Here is a 19,955-nt window from a genome sequence, read left to right as displayed (position 1 = left end):
TTGACGCGCTGGGTGACGGGCGCTGTAAGGCGGTAAGTGTCGAGGCTGATAAAAACGAACTAACTAACGCGTACATAAAGTTGTTTTTAGTTGTCCGCTGCTCTACTTGCAAGGTCATCTGGGTCAATGAAAAAAGGCGTTTTTTGATAAGTATCGTAAATGTATAAAAATTGTTAAAAAGAGGAAATATTAGTTGGTGACACTAGTTTGCGCGTCGATACTCGCCCGCACCTAACTCGGTCAAACAAGGAACTTTTTATGGTCGCCTCACAAGGACGTCTGTGTGTTTTGGATGATGGTCATCCGGTCACGCAGTCGGGAGCCCGGTCATGACAATCGGTTACACAGGTAGCTGGACGAGCAAGGCAGGATTACTGGTCAGGGATGCGGGCAGCAGCAAGCCTGTCACCCATAGCGCCAGGGTCAAGCAGATGCTGGCAATGGTGGGAAACAATCCTAATGCGCTGAACACGGCGAAAATGGATGAACAGAAACTGCACCGGAACATCAAGGGCTTCGATCCGGAAAATGTCTCCGCCAAGCAACTGGGCAATCTCAGTGCCTTCTTGAGAAGCAAAGGACTGATTTCCGATATTACTTCGATGACCTTATTGAATGCCGGTGACAAGTTCGATCGGTTTGGCGTACAGAAAGATCCGGATGCGAAGTTCAATGCACTGGAGTATTTCGCCACACAACTGGACGCCATCCAGAGCAACAGCATCAAGGGTGACAAGTACGCCGCTGGCTTGATCCCGGAATACAAGACGGCGATCTACGTACTGCAGAACCTGCAAACTTACGGCAAGGGCAACGGAACAACGGTGGCGCCCAATGACAAGGGCGTCAAGTCCAGGGCCTGACGTTTGGCTGCATTGGCCCGCTCGAGCTGTCGAGCGGGCCAGGCAACGGCTACCGGTCGAGCAACTTCATGACCTCTTCCGGATAGCGCAAGCCAGCGGTGGCATTGGCCGGGAATATCGCTTCCAGGGCCTGCAACTCTTCGCGGCTCAGTTTCACCTCCAGCGCGGCCACATTTTCCTCCAGGTATTTACGCTGTTTGGTGCCCGGAATCGGGATCAGGTAATCCCCTTGAGCCAAAACCCAGGCTAAGGCCAGTTGGCCGGCTGTCACGCCTTTGTCGGCGGCCAGCGTTTGTACCTGCTGCACCAGCAACAGATTTTTGGCGAAGTTTTCCCCTTGGAAACGCGGGCTGAAGCGACGGTAGTCGTCGGCGGCGAAGTCATCCGGGCTGTTCAGTGCCCCGGTCAAAAAGCCCCGGCCCAACGGGCTGTAAGGTACGAAGGCCACGCCCAGACGCTGGCATGCGGCCAGGCAACCGTTATCTTCCTGATCGCGGCTCCACAGCGAATACTCACTTTGCAGGGCGCTGATCGGATGAACCTTGTTCGCTCGCTCCAGTGTGTCGACCGAGGCCTCACTCAATCCCAGGTAACGCACCTTGCCGGCCTTCACCAGTTCGGCCATGGCGCCAACGGTTTCCTCGATGGCCACCTGCGGATCGATGCGGTGCTGGTAATACAAATCCAGGGTTTCCACGCCCAGGCGCTTCAGGGTGCCGTCGATCGCTGCGCGAATGTATTCCGGGCGACCGTTGACACCCCGTGCACCAGGGTTGGACGGGTCTCGGACAATGCCGAACTTGCTGGCCAGAAACACCTGGTCGCGCTTGCCGACAATCGCCTTGCCGATCAGCTCTTCGTTGGTGTGTGGGCCGTACATGTCTGCCGTGTCGAGCAGGTTGATCCCCAACTCCAGCGCGCGATGCAGCGTTGCCGTGGCTTCGCGGGTGTCTACGCCAGTGGTGTAGAAATCGGTCATGCCCATGCAGCCCAGACCGATGGCTGACACCTTTGGTCCGTTCTTGCCCAGTTGACGTGTTTGCATGAAATGAACTCCCTGTGGATGTAGGCGCTTAGTGTCGATCTCGACAGAACGAAGATAAACCGGCTAAAAGTGCTATCACTGTTCGTAATTTCTAAATAATCATCGAGTCCTGACCATGGATCGTTTAAACGCCATGCGTGTATTCACGCGTATCGTCGAACTGGGCGGCTTCGCCAAGGCGGCGGACAGCCTGCAATTGCCGCGTGCCTCCGTGACCATTCTGATCAAGCAACTTGAGGCCCATCTGGGCGTGCAACTGCTGCAACGCACCACCCGGCAAATCAGCCTGACGCTCGATGGCGCAGCCTATTACCCGCGTTGCGTGCAGTTGCTGGCGGATCTGGAGGAAACCGAAGCCGTGTTTTCCGCTGCTCGCCACAACCCCAAAGGCCTGTTGCGAGTGGATATGCCGGCGGGAGTGGGGCGTTTGATGGTGATCCCGGCATTGCCGCAATTCACTGCACGCTATCCCTTGATCGAGCTGGAAATCGGTTTGAATGACCGGACTGTGGATCTGATCCGCGAAGGTGTCGATTGCGTGTTGCGGGGCGGCTCGGCCCTGGACGAATCACTGGTGGCGCGACCGCTGGCCACACTGGATCAGGTCACGTGTGCGAGTCCCGAATACTTGCAGCGTTGCGGGACTCCGCGGTGTCTGGAGGATCTGAAGGGGCATCAGATGGTGGAGTACTTTTCCAATAGCACAGGCAAACGCTACGGACTGGAGTTTGTCGTCGATGGGCAGTTGCGGTTGATCGACCTGCCCAAGCACGTCGCGGTCAACAGCTCCGATGGCTATCTGGCGGCGTGTGAGGCGGGGTATGGCTTGGTCCAGGCTCCGTATTATCACGTTGCCCGTCAATTGAAGGAGGGGCGGTTGATCGAGGTCCTGAGGGATGTGCCGCCACCGGGTATGCCGCTGACGGCGCTCTATCCTCCTCACCGCCAGTTGTCCCGGCGGGTTAGGGTGTTTGTCGACTGGCTGGTGGAACTTTGCGCTCAGTCGGGTAATGGTTTTTACAGAGAAGACTCACGCGGCTGAGCGGGCACCGATGGGGGCGTCGGCGCAGCGGTGGCCTATCGTGGCGTTGGCGTTGTGTTGTAGATCGTCATGCAACTGTTGCATGTGTGGGCAGTTCAGGTTGAGGGGGCGAGACTGGACACCCCGATGAAACAGGGCGAACCAGCCATTGCCACCCGGCGTGGGCATCAGGCCGGTGAAGGCGAAGCCCAGCGCCGAAAAGCTTCGCAAGTCTCTTGTGAAGTGCCGGGACAGTTCGAGTCTGGCGCAGATCGCCCACTGCCTGGGCAGCTGCGAGAGTTGTTGGAGCAAGTGTCTGTTCAAGCGCGGAATGACAATATCGAACCGATGCTGGTGTTGCTTTATTTGCAAAGGCATCTCTGACCGCGACGCTATAGCCTGCCGGGTTCCGAACACCGAGCACAGGTGCTTCATGAGCGCCCGGTAGCGTTCGGGCCAGGGAATGTCGGGGAGCGGGTGCTCACATCCTTCGACCATGCGACACCCCATCACGATGGTTTCCGGGAGTGGTTCAGCGAATGGCGAAGGGACATAGTCGGGAAGCAATCCAGTGCTGTGAAAACCGATCTTTTCTGCCATGCGTTGAGTGTAGGGATGGTGGGTCACTTGCTTGATCGAAACGCTCGTGAGCCCCAGAGAACCTGACTGCCTCAATAACTCTCGGCCCAGGCGGGTTGCGATACTTTGTCCCTGTGCGGCGGGATGCACCACGCTTAGGGCCAGTTCCGCGGTATTCGAAAGCGTGTCGCAACACAATGCGGCATGCCCCAGAACGCGTGCGTCGTCCACGGCCAGCATCGATTGCCAGCGCCCCGCGGCGTGGTGCTGACTGATCATGTTCGGCAGGTAGACATCCGGCTGAACGTAATGATCGCCGTAGACCTCTCGAAACAGTTGACTCACGGCACCTGCGTCGGAGGGGCGGTAGGCGCGAAATATCAACCGGGTCATCACACAGTCTCCAGCGAGGGAGTGTCATACACTCGCAAATCCAGCACCCTGAGTTGTTTGCCCGAGCGAGGGTGAAGCTTCAGATCGGTGGTTGCACAGGTCTGCACCCGCAACTCCAGCAGGCCCTCGCGGCTTAGCTCGACGATGGCGGGGTAGTGGGCAAGCAGCGCCTCACGCAGTGCGTGGCGATCCGGTTCGACGGTTTGCAAGTGAGGTTCAGGCACCCACATCACGCTCAACAGATCTTTGTGGCCGGTCTGCTCGATCAGCAATTGCCATTGCTCAGTGCGTGCTGCACGCTGAACAATCTCGTGTATTTCTTCGGTAAACAGCGACAACACACCTACTCGTATACGTTGACTATGGGCACTGCGCCCCTTGAGGGCGAATTTACGCATCGGGGTTGCGGTCGGTTCACGCCAACAAGCACGGTCTCCTACCGGGTAACGCAGCAGCGGCATGAGCTGGCGTGTAAGGTTGGTCAGTACCAACAACCCGATGCGATCGCATTCTTCAATCACTTCACCAGTGTCTTCATCGATGATTTCCAGCAGGGTTTGTGGTTCGAATACCCGATGCTCGCCCAATGCACAGTCGCGATCGCTGGCGCCAATGAGTCCGGCGTCTACGCTGGCATAGCCAATAGAGGCGATGCGTGCGTTGGGGAACACTTCTGCGAGCATTGCCAACTGCGCGGTAAACAGGCTTTCGCCGCCGTACAGCAGCGTCTCGACCCCGCACAACACAAGCCGGTGCTGCGCCAGGTAAGCTGCGAATCGCAATAACTGTGCCGGCACTCCGGCCAGAACATTGATCCGATGTCGTGCGATGGCATCCGCCAGTACGTCGAGCTCGACGCTGCCGGTAAACGGAAACTCACAGATAGGTCGCCCGACATGAGCCAGGGAGTCGTGGATAAACAGAAAGCTGGCGTAGAGATCCCCTGAAAAAAACAGGTTGGCAACCCGGTCGCCGTTGTTCAGTTGAGCTGAGAGGCTGGCGCCGAACGTGCTGACCAAAGTGTGCCATTCCTCGGAGGAGTAAACTGCAAGTTTGCCCTGGCTGGTCGAACCGCCGGTTTTAAATACCAGTGCGTCATCGACATCTCCGGTCAGGACTGACCAATGACTCAAGTCGTTGCTACCGGACCAATAGTCGGCCACATTGGTTAATGGCAGATTTTTTAAAGTAAGCCTGTTCGCGGGCAAGTGCTCCAGATGTTTACGGTAGAAGTTGGAGTGTTGTCTTATATAAGGTAAAAGTTGATCAAGCGAATAAGTTGGCTTCACGGCATTCTCTTTTATGGTGAGCGTCTTGCGTCGACTTTTTTATTTTCGTTGATCGATAATTAACGGTGTTTTGCCACTGTGTTTGTTTCGGGTGAATGCTTGTTCAGCGCATGTCGTCACCTCCACAATTAAAAGTTCAGCACGCACCGCATTCGCCAAGGCTTCGTGGGTCAGCAGTTTTTCGTGTACCCACGCGGCGTCTGCATCCGCGCGAACGTGCATTCGTTCGATCCCGTCGGCGTTGTGGTCCAGGACCACTTGAATGGGGGATCCCACACTGAGTTCCAGCGCCGCAGGCGCAATGAATTCCGTGCCAATGCGCACCAGCTTGCCGTGCCGCTGCAGCAGTTCGAATCGTGGCGTCTCCAGTCCGCAAGCGCAGGCTCCGGGTATCCAGCGGCCGGTGTCGCCGATGTCATATCGGCGCACGTGCTGACCTTGCCGGGCGCGGGACGTAAACAGCAGCCGGCCGATCTCATTGGCCTGTACCGGCACATCCTGTTCGAGCTGAACGATTTCCAGATGCTGGGTTTCGCTCATCAAATGGAATACACCGTCCGCCGTTGCCCGGCAGGCATGCCCCAGGGGGCCGGCATCGACGGAGCCATACATGGCGGAGCGAATCGTCGACACCCCACAACTTTCCATCAGGCGCCGACTGGCTTCTCCCGGATGTTCGCCGCCAAGGAATACTTTGCCGATACCGGCATAAGCGCGAAGTCGGGCCTGCTCTTTGAGAAACAGCCGATGCAGCGTACTGGGCATGCCGATCAGCACGGTGACGCGCTGCTCCACGATCAGTCGGGCGATTTCGCTGAAGTCATCGTCCTGGGGAGCCCCCATGGGCAAATGCACAACACCCATCTGTTGAAGAATGTTGGAAAAGCTGAAAAAACCACCATAAAGGTTGCCGCCGTAGAACAGGTTCATCACCCGGTCCAGTGACGGATCGAGGCCGACGCAGAACATGCCATCGGCTGCGGCGCGCATTTGTCGTTGAAAGTCTTGATAGCTGAATCCAGCCAACGCCGGCGTCCCGCTGCTTCCGCCGGAACGGAAGTACAGCTGTGCTGCGGACCCGATCGGCTGGGCCATAAAAGTGCATTTGTCCATGATCGGGTCATTAGATGTGTCAGGGGCAGGCGGAACCGGGTCGAGCGTCGCACGGCCCGTCGACACATGCGGGGGCAAACTCACCGAGAGGCGGCGACTCAGACGCGACAGCGCGTAGACGCCATCGTGGGGCTCACCGGCGTAGCCGTCATGGATCGACTCACAAGGCGCAATGCGGCTGACGCCGGCGTTGACCAATGTTCGAACAGTCTCAGGCGTTTTTGCCGGGGGGCACATCAACGCGCAACTTTGCAGGACGTTGCGCCAGGGCTGCAGTGTCTCGGCGAGCAGATGTTGCGGAACCGGTTTGAGCATAATCGTACGAAACAGTGGTGACGGCGCGAGCGTTTGATGGTGCTCCCAGATGACACGCCATCCGAGGCCGGTCCACACCTGGCCGGTCTGATTGGCAAAGCACTGGCCGAGCCGCGCCATGGCGGTTCGGGTAGTGATTTCCGATGCTTCCTGATCTGTCGGGCTTAACGCCGGCCAGTGTGGGGCGCGACGGATGAAGGCTTCGGCCAGTCGATCTCCAAGGTTCTGCAAGACGGCTGGATCGTTGCTGTCCACCAGCACCCACTGAGGGCTGGAGCACGCCTGCTGATCCAGTCGACAGACTTCATCCACCAACGCATCGAGCGCCGAAGGGGTCGCCGCGTCAGGTGACAGATAGGCAAAGCTGATTTTGTGTCCCCAATCGATCCAGCGACAGCCGGACGGGATCTGCTGACGGATAGATTTAAGCGCCGCTTCCCCGCCCCAGGCGGACACTCCATCGGCCTTGGCGCAGAGTTGAGCGATGTACGAGGTGTTCACCGGCAGAACCGCTACGAATTCGGCCAGTCTGCCGCTGGTGTCGCACTGCACAAGGGCGGCGAGCAACTGTGCGGTCAAACCCTGATCGCTGGAGCTGGGGCGAAGCCAGTTGATGTTGCCGGCCAGCAGGCTTTCGAGGATCGCGCAGAACGCCAGCATCGGCGCATTGCCCGGGGTGATATGCACCACCAGCCCCAACGGGTGCCAGCTTTCGAAGCACGGTTGTCGGTAGTCGATGCGTCGCAGCGAACGCGGTAGCTGGCCCAGTTCCCGCTCAAGCTTGGTGCTCAGGTTGCTGTGTTGGCAGAAATCGATCAGCCCTTGATATTGATCGTCGTCGAGGGACAGATCCAGGCTACGAGTTTGCAACTGCGCCGCAAAGCGAGCGGCAGACTCGATGACGGTCTCGCTATCGATCGGTGCGCAAAGCAATCGAGGCAATGATTCTTGAAGGAGTTGCAGGGCGCTTTGCGGGGTGACGTCATCACGCAACTGGCCATTGATCAGGTACATATCAAGCCCCCCCGATCAGTTCTGAAGCGGCCATGGCACAGCTGCGACTGGCGGTGGTGCCGGCACGTCCATGCAGTTCGAACCAATCGGTCGCCAAGCCGCATCCGCAACTTGTGCCGGGGTGCAATGTCGCCAGATCGCCCATGACCACAGCATGAGCAGGGCTGGACGAGATGTACGGGGAGACGAATCCCAGCAAGCCGCGCTGGCCGTAGGGCTGGACAGTGAAATCGGATGGGTTGCGCACGAAAACCCTCGAGTAAATCGGTACATGAAAATGATGGTGGGCACACTGGATATAGGGCACGGCATGCTCTACGGCGCCGTAGCCGTCCCGACAGCGGGACAGGTCGATACCCAATTGCCGGTTGATGCGGGCATACAACTTATGCAGGGGAATCTCCTGCGCGGCCTGGGTTTTCCAGCCACCGCCCAGAAACACCAGTGACTGGGCAGGCAACTGCAAATCGGCGACGCTGGTGTCCTCCATGCATTGAAGCGCATGCGAAAGGAATGCCGGAAAACCGATAATGCGAACGGGCAATCCTTCCTCGGCAAACTCCTGCAAGGCACGAATCACACCGAAAAGGTCGAATTCGTGGCCTTTTCCGGTCAGGCGCAAGCCGTAAACGACTCGATTGACGGGGGCATAGCTGCAAAGAAACTGATCGGTGTAGGCCGTGCCCAATGTGGTGGCAGCCTCGGGTTCATAGCTCAGAAGCAGGTAATTGCAGGGGGTGTGCGGAGTATCCCAGCCGTAATGCCGGAAGATGTGGTTCACCATGCCTTGTGCCGCGGTCATGCTGCGATGGTCGTAGCGCATGCGACTCTTCTGGCCGCTGGTGCCGGATGATGTCAGCTCCAACGCGTCTTCGCCTGTGGGGCCGAACAACAAATGACGTTTGAAGTAATTGGCGAAAATCGGCGGCAGCCTGGACCAGTCATCCAGTGTCTCCAGGGTGTTGGCAGCAAGCCCATTGGCGTTCAGCCAGCGTTCATATCCGGGCGTGTGATGACAATGAAACAGGCTGATTTCACCCATTGCCTGATCGAACAGACCTTCTGGCATGGATTCCAGGCAATAGGGTTGTGCTAACGCGCAAAGCGCATCGGTGTGGGGTAGATGGATCATCAAGAGACCTGTGGGGTGGTGTCAGACGGCAAGCGTGATATGAGAGCGGCGCAGAAACAGTCGTAAGGGCACCAGGCACAAGAGTCCCGTGAGACCGGCCATCAGGGCGAAAGCTTCAAGGCTGTCGCCGGCACCCAGAGCGGCAATGATCGAGCCGCCACCACCCATCACGGCGATGGAGATCATGCCGATCATGGCCGAGACCAGGCCTTTACTGTCGTCGCTGGAGAACAGGGCGAGCCGGTACAGCGCGGCATTGCTCATGCCAAGACCGATGGCGTAAAGCGATAGGCAACTGACCAACAGCACCGTTGAAGCACCGGTGAACGTTATGGTGATCAATGCAATGAGCCCGCCGCAAAATGGCCAGAGCGCATATCGAATCAGTTGGGGCAGTTCAGTGTTGGCAAGCAATCGATTGAGTATCAGATTGCCGAGAATGACGGACGCAAATACCGGGATTTGCCACAGGCCGTACTGCAGAGGAGAAAGTCCTTGGCCCTGGATCAGCAAGATTGGCGCCAAGCCGATCCAGGCAATCAACGGCAGGCTCATGAGTCCGAGGGCGACGGTAGCGCTCAGGAATTGCGTGTTGCTGAGCAACGCGGCGTATCGGCGCACAGTGCCGTTCCATTCAAAGGGCACTGCGGCCAATTGTTGACCGTCCTGGCGCACAGTACCCACGGTTTCCGGCATGAACAGGTAAAGCCCGAACCAGACCGTCGCGCCACCGGCGCCCAACACTAAAAACAGCTCCCGCCAGGAAAGCCATTCCAGCGCCAGGCTGCCGAGCAGGGGGCCGAGAAGCGGGGAGAGCAGCGCAACGTTCCCCAGCAACGCCATGATTTTTACCGCGTCGGCTTCGCAGAAGACCTCTTGCAGGGCTGGATAACTGACTGCAATGACAAATCCCAATCCGATGCCCTGAATCAGGCGCAAGCCGTTGAAGGCAAGAATGCTCTGCACGTAGAACGCCGCGGCACAGGCCAGAGCAAACGCCGCACAACCGATGAGCAACAGCCTGCGACGACCGAAGTGATCGGACAATGGACCGATCAGCCACTGCAGCAGAATGCCGCCAATCAAGTAAAGGTTGAAGGCATATGGGACGTGACTCGGACTGGCATCCAGTTGATGGGTTACGGTCAACATGGCCGGCATGATCATATCGCTGGCCATATAAGTCAGCAGCTCGAAAAGAGTGATCGCAAGGCAAAAACCAAATAATCGAGGCGGACTTATATCTATCAAAGGTTTGCGCATGGTGTTCCTGTCGGTGCTGGAAGTTGGATAAAGCAGCGGAGCAAGAATAACCATGGCTCATGAATGATTACATGTGCTTATTTGAGGCTAAGAGTTTCAATGTTTTTCGTTATATGTCTGGTTGGGAGGTCAAGAGAAAGAAGAGTAAATTTGTAAATAAAATTACAGCGAAATAATAACGGTTCTACCCAAAAATGCCTGCTATAGAGCAGGCATTTTTACGCGAGGTGTAGGAAAGTTCTTCGTCTTGTGAGTGAACAGTAAATTGCTCTCTGGTCAAGAAAGCAAATTAACGTTATCGACGCTGATAGTAGCCGTGTCCGTCACGGTCGTAATGGTGGCTGCCATGCCAGCCGTTATTAGGAAAAATGATGCAGCCACTCAGGGTCAGGAGGGCGAGCAGTGGAATCAGCCGTGTGATTCGACGGAGCATTTTAAAAATCCTCATGGTTATCGCCGCAATGAAGTCAAAACTCTTCATCGGCTGTAACATGAGACCCCGTTTGCAGCCCCGCATTCGCACAGAACTGTAGGGGTTTGGTATGCAGTCGGATACAAACCGGATACATTTTTTTGGTTCAGGAACCCGTAATGACCCAGTCGCAACGTTTGAAATACTCGATTCTGATTTCCCTGGTGGTACTGGGGATCATGTTCGGCCTTTCCTGGCTGCAGAACGCAGGGTTCATCAGTGAGAAGCTGTTCCAGTACATCGCCATTGGCGTGGCGGTGGTTGTGGTGGTGATCAATGGCGTGATGCGTCGCAAGGTCAAGCCTTGAGCGACGCCTGCTGGCCTGATTGCTCACCATGAAGGACGGCGACAGCCTGTGGATGCAGGCTGTAGCTTTTGTCTGGATTGAGCGTGATCACGCCTTCACTGCACAGGCGTTTCAACACTTCGCGGACACTGAGAAAGGACAGGGGAATGTCCAGGTCCAGCAAATGACTGTGCACACCGCGCACACCCAGGCTGCGGTCGCCTTCGGCGGCGCTTAGCAAGGCGTCGATGACTTTCAGGCGAATCAGGCTGGTCCGCAGGCCAAAGCACTTGAGCAAAAACCTGATCCGTTCGTTGCCCTGGCGTTCGGTCTGTTGATTGCAAGCACCGGAGCTCATGGCGCTGCCCTTTGATGCATGGCTACCATCCGTTGGCAGTTGCGGGTTGTACATGCAAAAACTCCTTTCCAGAGCCTGATCATGAAAATGTGATGGGTGCTCTTGATCAATAAGACGAACGAGCCGGGAAATAATGAAGACCTGCATGTAGAAAATTTGTCGCCGCGACGTCAGCGCTCTGTGAGAAGGGCATTGGGGATGCCCTCAAAGACCTAATTTTTTTGGTGTTTGCTTCGTTTTTCTGGAAGGCGCATTGCGTGTCATACGTCTTTTCGATCAGGAGCGAGCGTGATTATTTCCAGGCAGTTAACCAGGTTGAGCCTGGCGGGTGTGTTTCTGGGGCTGAGCCTTGCGGCAAACGCGCGCAGCCAGCCAGAGCAGGCGACGGCCGACATCCGTCGTACCAGTTTCGGCGTACCGCATATCCGCGCCGAAAACGAGCGTGGGCTCGGCTATGGCATTGGCTATGCCTACGCTCAAGACAACTTGTGCTTGCTGGCCAATGAGATCGTCACCGTCAATGGCGAGCGTTCGCGGTATTTTGGCCCGGAGCAGGTGACGCTCGAGGAGCGCGGCAACCTGGCCAGCGATCTGTTTTTCAACTGGCTGAACACCCCTGAGGCTGTCGCCGGTTTCTGGCAGGCGCAAACTCCGGAAGTCCGTGAGCTCATTGAAGGTTATGTGGCGGGTTACAACCGTTCGCTGACAGAGCGTCGAGCGCAAGGTTTACCGCAGCAATGCCAGGGCGAATGGGTGCGCGCAATTACCGCCCAGGACCTGGTCAAGTTGACTCGTCGATTGTTGGTCGAAGGCGGCGTGGGGCAGTTTGCCGAAGCACTGGCCGGCGCGACTCCGCCTAACGCCGTCGCTCATGTGGCAGGCGACCCGGAGTCGTTCCAGTTGGCGGCTTCGCGCATGCAACGCTTCGCTCTGGATCGCGGCAGCAACGCCGTGGCGGTTGGCAGTGAGCGTTCGTTCAACGGTCGCGGAATGCTGCTGGCCAATCCGCACTTCCCTTGGGTGGGCGGGATGCGTTTTTATCAGATGCACCTGACCATTCCCGGCAAACTGGATGTGATGGGCGCCGCGTTGCCCGGTCTGCCGATGATTAACATCGGGTTCAATCAGCATCTGGCATGGACCCACACCGTGGATTCGTCCAAGCACTTCACCTTGTATCGCCTGCAACTCGATCCGAAGGAGCCGACCCGCTACCTGCTCGATGGCAAGTCCTTGCCGATGAAAAAGCAGACGCTGGCGGTCAGCGTGAAGCAACCCGATGGCCAGACCCGGCAGATTTCTCATGTGGTCTATAGCTCGGCGTTCGGGCCGATTGTGCAATGGCCCGGAAAACTGGACTGGAACAATCAGTTTGCCTACAGCCTGCGCGATGCCAACCTGGATAACGACCGGGTCTTGCAGCAGTGGTACGCGATGAATCGTGCCGCCAGCCTCAAGGATTTACAGGCTTCGGTGCACAAGATTCAGGGGATCCCGTGGGTCAACACCCTGGCAGTGGACGATCAGGGGCAGACGCTTTACATGAACCTGTCGGTGGTGCCGAACGTCAGTGCCGAGAAGTTGGCCAAGTGCAGCGATCCGCGAGCGGGGTTACAGATGATCCTGCTCGACGGCTCCAACGGTGCTTGTGCCTGGGACATCGACCCGCACGCTGCGCAAAAAGGCATTTATGCGGCAGACAAGTTGCCGCAACTGTTGCGCAAGGATTTTGTGCAGCATTCCAACGATTCGGCCTGGATGGCTAATCCGGCACAACCGCTCACCGGTTTCTCGCCATTGATCAGTCAGGACAGCCAGCCATTGGGGCTGCGTTCGCGCTTCGCCCTGGAGCGCCTGAGCTTTTTGAACAAGGCGGGTCCTATAGCAGCGGCGGATCTGCAACACATGGTGATGGACGATCAGGTGTATCAGGCGGCCCTGGTGATGCCGGACCTGCTGCAATTCTGTGCCGCGGACCTCGGCACCGATGCGCCGACGCTGACGCCCTTGTGTGCGAGTCTCAAGGCTTGGGATCACCGAGTGAATCTGGACAGTGGGCTGGGCTTTGTGCATTTTCAGAACGTCATGCTGGCGTTGCAGCAAACCCCTGACTTCTGGCGTGTGGCGTTCGATACGAAGGACCCGCAAACCACACCGCGTGGCCTGGCAATCGAACGGCCGGAAGTCGCCAAAGCGGTTCGGGCGGCGATGCTGGCTTCGGTAGAAAAGGTCAAGAGCCTTGGCTTGAAGGCCGATAGCCGCTGGGGCGATATCCAGGTGGCCAGCAGTGGCGGGCAGCAAACGCCGATCCACGGCGGGCCAGGCACGCTGGGTGTGTATAACGCCATTCAAAGCGTGCCGAGAACCGACGGCAAACGTGAAGTCGTCAGTGGCACCAGCTATTTGCAGGTGGTGACGTTCGATGACAAGGGGCCGCAGGCTCAGGGGTTGCTGGCATTCTCGTTGTCCAGTGACCCGGCGTCGAAGTATTCCCGGGACCAGACACAGGCCTTTTCGAAGAAACAGTTGAGTGTGTTGCCGTTCAGCGAGCAGCAGATCACGGCTGATCCGCAGTACCAGGCTCAGACGATCCGCGAGCAGGATGAAAAAGCAGGGAAGATCGCCGCGCAATAACAGCGATAGCATTTAAATGAAAAGGTGAAGGCCGCACCCCGCAAGGGTCGCGGCCTTCAGCTTTTTGGGGCTTGTTGAGGCATTGAGTTGAGGACCGGATTGCCGTCCTGGTTGCGGGTCAGGTAGACCGGCAGCACCTTGGGCAGCGAAGCCACCAGGTTATTGAGTTCTTTGATGTTGTAGATACCGCCGAGGCGAATCGAACCAGCGCTATGGTCCGCGAGCATCACCGGTTTGTTCAGATAACGATTGATCAAGGGCAGGGCGTCGGTCAGCGCCAGGTTATCAAGCACCAGTTTGCCGCTGCGCCAGGCCAGCGATTGGTCGTTGGCATAGGTCTGGCTGATTTGTGGCGTGAAGTCGCCGTGCCTGTAACGTGCCTGCATCGCAGGTTCCAGGCGTAGACCGTCGCCGGGCAGGGCATCGTTGCTGGTCACCAGCACGGAACCCTCGATCAGGTTCACACGTACTTGGTCTTCATACATCCAGACATTGAATTGGGTGCCGGTGACGCGAATCCTGCCGTCGCCCGCCCTGACAATGAACGGGTGCTGCAGGTCGTGGCTGACGCTGAAGAAGGCTTCGCCTTTTTTCAGCGTGACACGACGTTGATCCTTGTAATTGCTGAACGTCAGTTCACTGCCCAGGTTCAGCTCCACCTGGCTGCCGTCACCCAGCGTGACCTGACGAACATTATCGGTCGCCTCGAAATGCTGGTAGGCATTGGGCAGCCACCCCAGGTTCCATCCGGTATACGCCGCCAGTGGCAGCGCCAGGGCGCAGACAGTGGCGGCGATGCCGAAGGTGCGCCAGGGCGTTGTCGGTTTGAGCCGAACAGCCGGTGTGGCGGATTCAGGACGAGGTAAATCCCCCGCAACATCCCAGATCTCCAGCATGGCTTCGTACTCGAAGGCGTGCAGCGGATGAGCATCACGCCATTGCTCGAACGCCAGGCGTTCCTCTTCTGTGCAGTCGGTGGCGTGCAGACGCATGCACCAGTGCGCAGCGGCATCGGTGATGGCGTCGTATTGGGCTTGCGAGAGAGAGTGGTCGGTCATTGACTCATCCTGATTTCCTGCATTCTAACCTTGAGGGGAAGTCTGCGAGAACAGCCGTCATGGCATTTCCCCATCAAAGTGGCGCTTATTTTTATGGTTCAAGGAGTGCTGGTGTGCAATTGTCGCCCTAACTGACCGATTAGCCAGGACACGCTATCAGCATTGCTGAGTTGCACAGCCAGTCTGGTCGTTGAGTCCCTCATGAAGCGCTTGCGGGCATCGTCCAGAGTCTGTTCACCCGTTAATTTCAAAACATGTTCCAGCATCCGATCAGTATTGTCATAAGTAGTACTGCCAAAATCTTCCCATAGCCCGGAATCAGCATTCTCGAGCTTGAACAGCTGATTCAAGGGCGACTTGCTCGATAAGGCGGTCCGCTGAACGTCAGTCAGTGCTTTTTTAAGGTCTCTGGCCCGGGAGCTCGACGTTTCTATCAAGTCGGCAAAAGGTCTGGAGGCGTCGAGATAACCAAGGTCTTCTGTGTCGCACACAATGTGCGACAGTTCGTGGATCAAGGTGGAGGCACGGGCATGAGGCCGGATGGGGAAGGATGCATCAGACATGTAATTGCGGTAATGGTCGAAATACGGGAGAAAGAATTTCTCTGCCAGATAGACTTTGCGCTTGCGGTCCGAAGGAATCGTGAAGGCAAAGGTGGTTTCCCTGCCTTCATGGACGCTTCCGACCACAAACCGCTCGGACCTGGCTTCCCTGAGTGTGGGATCCAGCAAAGCACCAAAAATATCGCCGACGACTTTTTCGAGCATCGTCATATGCTCGGGTAGCACTGTCGGTACATCGAGAAACTCCATAATGAGCTGATGCACAGGAGTGACCTTGTTACCCGAGGTTCTGAGTAGTTGCAGGTTGCGAAAAGCGTTCCAGGCATACGTGGTCGCCTGGTCAAGACTTTCGTCGATCAATCGAGCCCTGACGGGAAACAGCATGCGGATTTCTGCCATCCCATCGGCTTCGACATTCATTCCTTCCCTTACAGCAAGAGCGGTCTCCAATCGGTTGAGCATGCTGTAGCGCGGAGCCAGCGCTTTCAAATCCAGCACCCATTGTTTGGAGGTGTTCAGGCGAAGATTGGGGCCATGGGCATCGTCGCCGCCGATGCACCAACGCGCGCCCCGTTTTTCGAGTGGATACACTTTGCCTTCAACCGGGGCATAGTGTTTTTTTGTCGTCGGATGGGTGTAAAGCCCAAGCGTCGGGTTCGGCGTCAATGAGCCCAGATCGACATCGGGACTCTCATAGCGCTGCAAGTGAGTGCGTTCGGGAGCGGTGATGTCGACATCTTTCCATTTGAACCGGGTGTCGGGTGCTGCGGGTGTCGGCTCAGTCACGGACAAGGATGAGGGCGTCTGGTTTTCCATCGATTGACGCAAGGTGGCGAGTTGCGCAATACCGCTGATGAACGCCTTTATCGCGGGCCCCCACTTGTGCGTTTGCAGGTCTTCGGCAGACTGCTTGATGTCCCGGTAACTGCGCCATACCGTGATCGGATAAGCGAGTTTGCCCATGAAAAACGTAAAAGCCTGATGCAAGTCCTCACCCAATACATGCTTGATGGTTGCCCATTCGCCCTGAGCATGGTTGTCCGACTGACACCCCAGTAAACGAGCGAGTAATGCGGCGTTGTCGTTGAATAAGTGCCTGAACAGGTTTCCCTTGATCGGACTGGACGCCAGGGTGACTTCGTTGAGGCGATTACTGGTGTGCGCCATCCGGTTTTCCACCAGGATCCGATCAGGCTGCGGCAGATTCTTGAGTACCCAGTGATGCAGCGCGCCCCGGGTCTTCATTTCGGTCACCAGTTGTTGTTCATTGTCATATTCTTTCACCCCATGCCGAGGACTATAGGGCGCTATAAGCACCTGTGGTCCTGCGCTGTCCGACGTTGAACCGATCAAATAGAGGCTTGGCACTTTGATGGTCTGGCCACTCTTGATACCGATGAACTCAAGTGGGCGGATGATCGCATTTGCACCGTCGACTGCGGCACGGGCGATGGCGTCGGGCATGTCCATGACTTGCCGGATCAGATCAAACCCGGTCTCGCTCAGGCGCTCCTGCAGTTTTTCCGAATGGGCGTAGTGCATCAATTGCCAGGGCAATTGCGTGGCGAACCGCTTTCTGCGATCCACCGCGCTGATGTGTGTATCGGCAAACTCTGTGTTCAATATCACTTGCTGATGCTCGCCCAGCTTCAGGTTACGTATCAGGTCTTTGATGTAACTCTGGTCCATGTCGTCAGGAATGGTGGTGGCATTAAGCGACACCAGCTTGAAGGCGGCTTGTTCCAGATCCTTAATGTGGGTCAGCGCAAACTCTGTCAGGGTTTGTATCACTGGCCCAGATGTCGGACGTGGTCTGATGTGTATCTCCACATTGTCTGGGTCAATGTCGAAGGCGTCTGCCTTGAGTTGCTTCTGCAATTCATGGTGTGCCGTGCGCGCCAACGTGCGAACGCCGCTCAGGTAGTCCTTGTCGTCGGTGGTGTTATTCAGATATTGCTGAAGCAGTTCTCCGTGCAGCATCTGGTCTGCGATAGAGGCCTTTGCCAGCCATGCCGGAAGCATTTGCTGGGTTGTCAGGGACCGGGCGATGTCCGTTGCACGTTGTAACCCTGTCTTCGGTTCACGCAGTGCCACCAGGTTCAGCAACCTGGATAGGTTCGTAACGCAAAGCGGTGTCTTCAGCGCATCCTCGATGGACGTCAGGTCGAGGTGGACATTGGGCCTTTGTACATGATCGAAGAAATTGCCGTGTACCCGCTGCAGAGGTGCCAGGTTCACTATCTGCCTGGGCAATCGCTGGTCGCGTCCGAGGTTTTCCAGCAGCGTGCTACGTTCATCTTGGTCTTGCAGGCGTCTTTCTAGTTCGGTCAGCAAGGGTTTGAGTGACGGGAATGCTTCGAAGCCAAGCGCCGGGGTCCATACAATGGCCTTGCCCGAATGTATCGGGTCCAGTCCGCCTCGTTCAGTCAGCACAAAACAACTGGCCAGTTTCAATAAGTCGGCGGAGTCGTCCACCTTGAGCGCCAGAGAAAACACGTCGGGCAGAAAACCGTTAAGTGCAGTGCGTTGCAGGTGCACCGGGGCATCGAGCACCGTTTTGATGATCGCCTGTTCCGTTGCACCTAACGTATGGGCGACGGTTCGCAGTTTGAGTTCGCTGCGCAGTGCCGTTGACAGGGTATGGGTGAAGCTCGATTGCAAGCCTTCCAGCGATGAACCGACAATACGCTGCGCTTCAGCGACCGTGCGGGTTAGGGCGGGAATGGTGGGGTGGTTTTCAAGGCGTTGTTCGAGCGCCTGTTCGACCGTGGAGAGCAGGCTCAGCTGTTCTTTGGCCGACTCGGCGCGCACGGTGGCCGGTTGCGCGCTCCAGCGCTGGTCTGCTTGGGTGCTCCAGCGCCCGGCAGTGTCGGGGACCAGCAGCCGATCGTCGATCAGGCCTCGAACATCCAGCGCCTTGTCGAGCAGGGCGTGGAGGTTGAGCGTGCCTTCGCTTTCACGGTACCGGCTCAAGGCGTAGCTCAGGTTTTGCGATTGTTTGGCAAGCACGTCCGCCATCAGTTGTTCAAACACCGGACCGACAATCGGTTCACCGATAAGCATTGTGTCATGGGGTTTCAGGTCAAGAAACGTGCCGCGCTCATCCAGCGACATGAAATTGAGCAGCGTGTCTTCATGACCTTCGCTTTTCAGCATGCGCAACACGATGCTCTTGATGGCGGGCAGGTCGCTCGTGGCTTCGATGCCTCGGGATTGGGTGTACAAAAAACCGAGCGTATCGTCACCGCCAATCATCAAGGTCGAGGCCAGTTCCGCATAGTGCTTATAGGGGGCGGTGACGCGCACTTTTTCAATACGCAGAGACGCGCCCGGGGTGGGCATGAGGCTGATGTTCATAAGGCGCAGGTATTGCTGCACGGACAAAACACCTTGCTGGCATCTGAGCAACAGATTCACGTGATAGGTGTCGCGCATGCACTCGGTTAAAAACTCAGCACGAGATTGTCCGCCATTCATGGGCATGTTCCAGAACGTCTCGAGCAGGCTTTGCAGGTGTGGTGTAAAACTTTGCGCGATTTCCGTGATCGCACTTTCCCATACCTGGTTATCGGCGTCGCTGCTCACGCCGTGTCGGGGGTGGGAAAAAATCCGGTAGTCGCCAACGGGCCATTGATTGGTCAGGTAGTACTGCAGGAGGGCGGTGCCCAGCGGTAGCGCGGACATCTTGTGGCTATATTCGGTATTGTCGAAGGCGGAAACGGTGTTGATAAAGCTCTCCAGTCGCGTGTGGCGTTGGTCCAATTCGGGGAAGGACCTGGCCAAGGCAATCTTGAGGGTTTCATCGAGCATCGCCTGCAGGGTCGGAGTCTTTATCAGCTCGCCCATCATTACCTGGATGTTGTGGGCCCCATTGCGTTCGAGGACAGCCTCCTGATCCTGAAATACCGCCCCTTCGATGGCTTGTAGGGTGATGTCTGGCGTGGCGGCTGCCAGCAAAGCGGTGCGTTGTTCGATTGAGAGGTAGCGCAGTAATTCTCGCTTTCCGGTGTCCTGCACCAGCCACTCCTTGAGTTTGCTTTTCACGTCGTCCATGTCGGCGAATTTGATCAGACCTTTCCAGGGTGTGTAGAGCGTTACCTCGCCGTCATTGGGCCGGCTTATTGCGAAGGCTCCGGCCAGTGGAATATCGGCCGCACCGGTTTGGCTTAGAAGCAATCGGTCGACGTGCATAGGTTTGCTGTGTGTCTTGCGCGCTACTTGGGTCGGGAGGTAAACGCCCTTTAACCATTTCAGGTCATCAAGGGTGAAGTTCAGCGCTTTCTCGCGATCACCGGGTTGTTTGGCATTGGATGCACGTTCTGCCTCGTCGAAAAAATACGGCAGTGCTGGAGCAGTCATGATTTTTCCTCGATGGGCTGCGATCGATGGCGATCGCAGGTCGTTGGGTCGAGGGAAAACAGTAGGGTCAATGGAAAGCCCGGGTGCGGTACATATTGCTTGAGCTTATCCTTTGTCGCAGGCTTGACAGGACGCCGGTAAAACAGCGCTTAATCGACGACTTTTTTCGGTTGCCCTGCAACCTCGCTTGACCTGTT

14 protein-coding genes are annotated in these 19,955 nt (G+C 56.9%); 4 read left to right on the top strand and 10 right to left on the bottom strand.

The features are described from left to right. The first annotated feature begins 329 nt into the window (after nucleotides 1–329). Complete coding sequence (locus AF70_RS06230; protein WP_019579250.1) at nucleotides 330–863, top strand: hypothetical protein; 534 nt, start codon at nucleotides 330–332, stop codon at nucleotides 861–863. A 49-nt stretch (nucleotides 864–912) separates the two neighbouring features. On the opposite strand, the gene AF70_RS06225 is transcribed toward AF70_RS06230, so the two are convergent. Next, nucleotides 913–1,908, bottom strand: a complete 996-nt coding sequence (locus AF70_RS06225) for an aldo/keto reductase (RefSeq protein WP_028940494.1) — start codon at nucleotides 1,906–1,908, stop codon at nucleotides 913–915. A gap of 115 nt (nucleotides 1,909–2,023) precedes the next feature. Here AF70_RS06225 and AF70_RS06220 point away from each other — a divergent pair, with 115 nt between their 5' ends. Then, complete coding sequence (locus AF70_RS06220; protein ID WP_019579248.1) at nucleotides 2,024–2,950, top strand: LysR family transcriptional regulator; 927 nt, start codon at nucleotides 2,024–2,026, stop codon at nucleotides 2,948–2,950. Here the strand turns inward: AF70_RS06220 and AF70_RS06215 are convergent. The 6 genes from AF70_RS06215 to AF70_RS06190 form a co-directional block, all read right to left on the bottom strand. Then, nucleotides 2,939–3,901: a GNAT family N-acetyltransferase gene (locus AF70_RS06215; protein WP_028940495.1), complete on the bottom strand. Its 963-nt coding sequence runs from the start codon at nucleotides 3,899–3,901 to the stop codon at nucleotides 2,939–2,941. The genes AF70_RS06220 and AF70_RS06215 overlap by 12 nt on opposite strands. After that, entirely contained in the window at nucleotides 3,901–5,190 is a 1,290-nt protein-coding gene (locus tag AF70_RS06210; RefSeq protein WP_169342467.1) for a phenylacetate--CoA ligase family protein, read from the bottom strand. Before AF70_RS06210 ends, AF70_RS06215 begins: the two co-directional genes overlap by 1 nt. A 39-nt stretch (nucleotides 5,191–5,229) precedes the next feature. Next, nucleotides 5,230–7,632 carry an aldehyde dehydrogenase family protein gene (locus tag AF70_RS06205; RefSeq protein ID WP_028940497.1) on the bottom strand — a complete coding sequence of 801 codons (2,403 nt, stop codon included), beginning with the start codon at nucleotides 7,630–7,632 and terminating at the stop codon, nucleotides 5,230–5,232. Nucleotide 7,633: 1 nt separating this feature from the next. After that, on the bottom strand, nucleotides 7,634–8,764 hold the full coding sequence (locus AF70_RS06200) for an acyl-protein synthase (protein ID WP_026331695.1): 1,131 nt from the start codon (nucleotides 8,762–8,764) through the stop codon (nucleotides 7,634–7,636). 21 nt (nucleotides 8,765–8,785) lie between these two features. Then, on the bottom strand, nucleotides 8,786–10,027 hold the full coding sequence (locus AF70_RS06195) for an MdfA family multidrug efflux MFS transporter (RefSeq protein WP_026331694.1): 1,242 nt from the start codon (nucleotides 10,025–10,027) through the stop codon (nucleotides 8,786–8,788). A 295-nt stretch (nucleotides 10,028–10,322) separates the two neighbouring features. Further along, nucleotides 10,323–10,460 carry a hypothetical protein gene (locus AF70_RS06190; protein WP_169342466.1) on the bottom strand — a complete coding sequence of 46 codons (138 nt, stop codon included), beginning with the start codon at nucleotides 10,458–10,460 and terminating at the stop codon, nucleotides 10,323–10,325. Between the two features lie 158 nt (nucleotides 10,461–10,618). Between AF70_RS06190 and AF70_RS06185 the strand changes: the two genes are divergently transcribed. Beyond that, the gene (locus AF70_RS06185) at nucleotides 10,619–10,807 is read left to right on the top strand and encodes a hypothetical protein (RefSeq protein WP_018926107.1); all 189 of its coding nucleotides are present in this window, start codon (nucleotides 10,619–10,621) and stop codon (nucleotides 10,805–10,807) included. On the opposite strand, the gene AF70_RS06180 is transcribed toward AF70_RS06185, so the two are convergent. Continuing rightward, nucleotides 10,797–11,198 carry a hypothetical protein gene (locus AF70_RS06180; protein WP_018926106.1) on the bottom strand — a complete coding sequence of 134 codons (402 nt, stop codon included), beginning with the start codon at nucleotides 11,196–11,198 and terminating at the stop codon, nucleotides 10,797–10,799. The two genes, AF70_RS06185 and AF70_RS06180, sit on opposite strands and share 11 nt — an antisense overlap. A 234-nt stretch (nucleotides 11,199–11,432) precedes the next feature. Between AF70_RS06180 and AF70_RS06175 the strand changes: the two genes are divergently transcribed. After that, nucleotides 11,433–13,778 (top strand): acylase, encoded by a 2,346-nt coding sequence (locus AF70_RS06175; RefSeq protein WP_028940498.1) that lies wholly within the window; start codon nucleotides 11,433–11,435, stop codon nucleotides 13,776–13,778. Between the two features lie 56 nt (nucleotides 13,779–13,834). On the opposite strand, the gene AF70_RS06170 is transcribed toward AF70_RS06175, so the two are convergent. Together AF70_RS06170 and AF70_RS06165 are read right to left on the bottom strand one after the other, a co-directional pair. Then, the gene (locus tag AF70_RS06170; RefSeq protein ID WP_019579240.1) at nucleotides 13,835–14,836 is read right to left on the bottom strand and encodes a FecR family protein; all 1,002 of its coding nucleotides are present in this window, start codon (nucleotides 14,834–14,836) and stop codon (nucleotides 13,835–13,837) included. Nucleotides 14,837–14,934: 98 nt separating this feature from the next. Then, entirely contained in the window at nucleotides 14,935–19,758 is a 4,824-nt protein-coding gene (locus tag AF70_RS06165) for a dermonecrotic toxin domain-containing protein (RefSeq protein WP_028940499.1), read from the bottom strand. Nucleotides 19,759–19,955 lie beyond the last annotated feature (197 nt).

Source organism: Pseudomonas sp. KD5, assembly GCF_012932895.1.
Taxonomy (GTDB): Bacteria; Pseudomonadota; Gammaproteobacteria; order Pseudomonadales; family Pseudomonadaceae; genus Aquipseudomonas.
The sequence above is the reverse complement of the archived record's forward strand: the minus strand, read 5'-3'. Positions and strand labels throughout refer to the sequence as shown.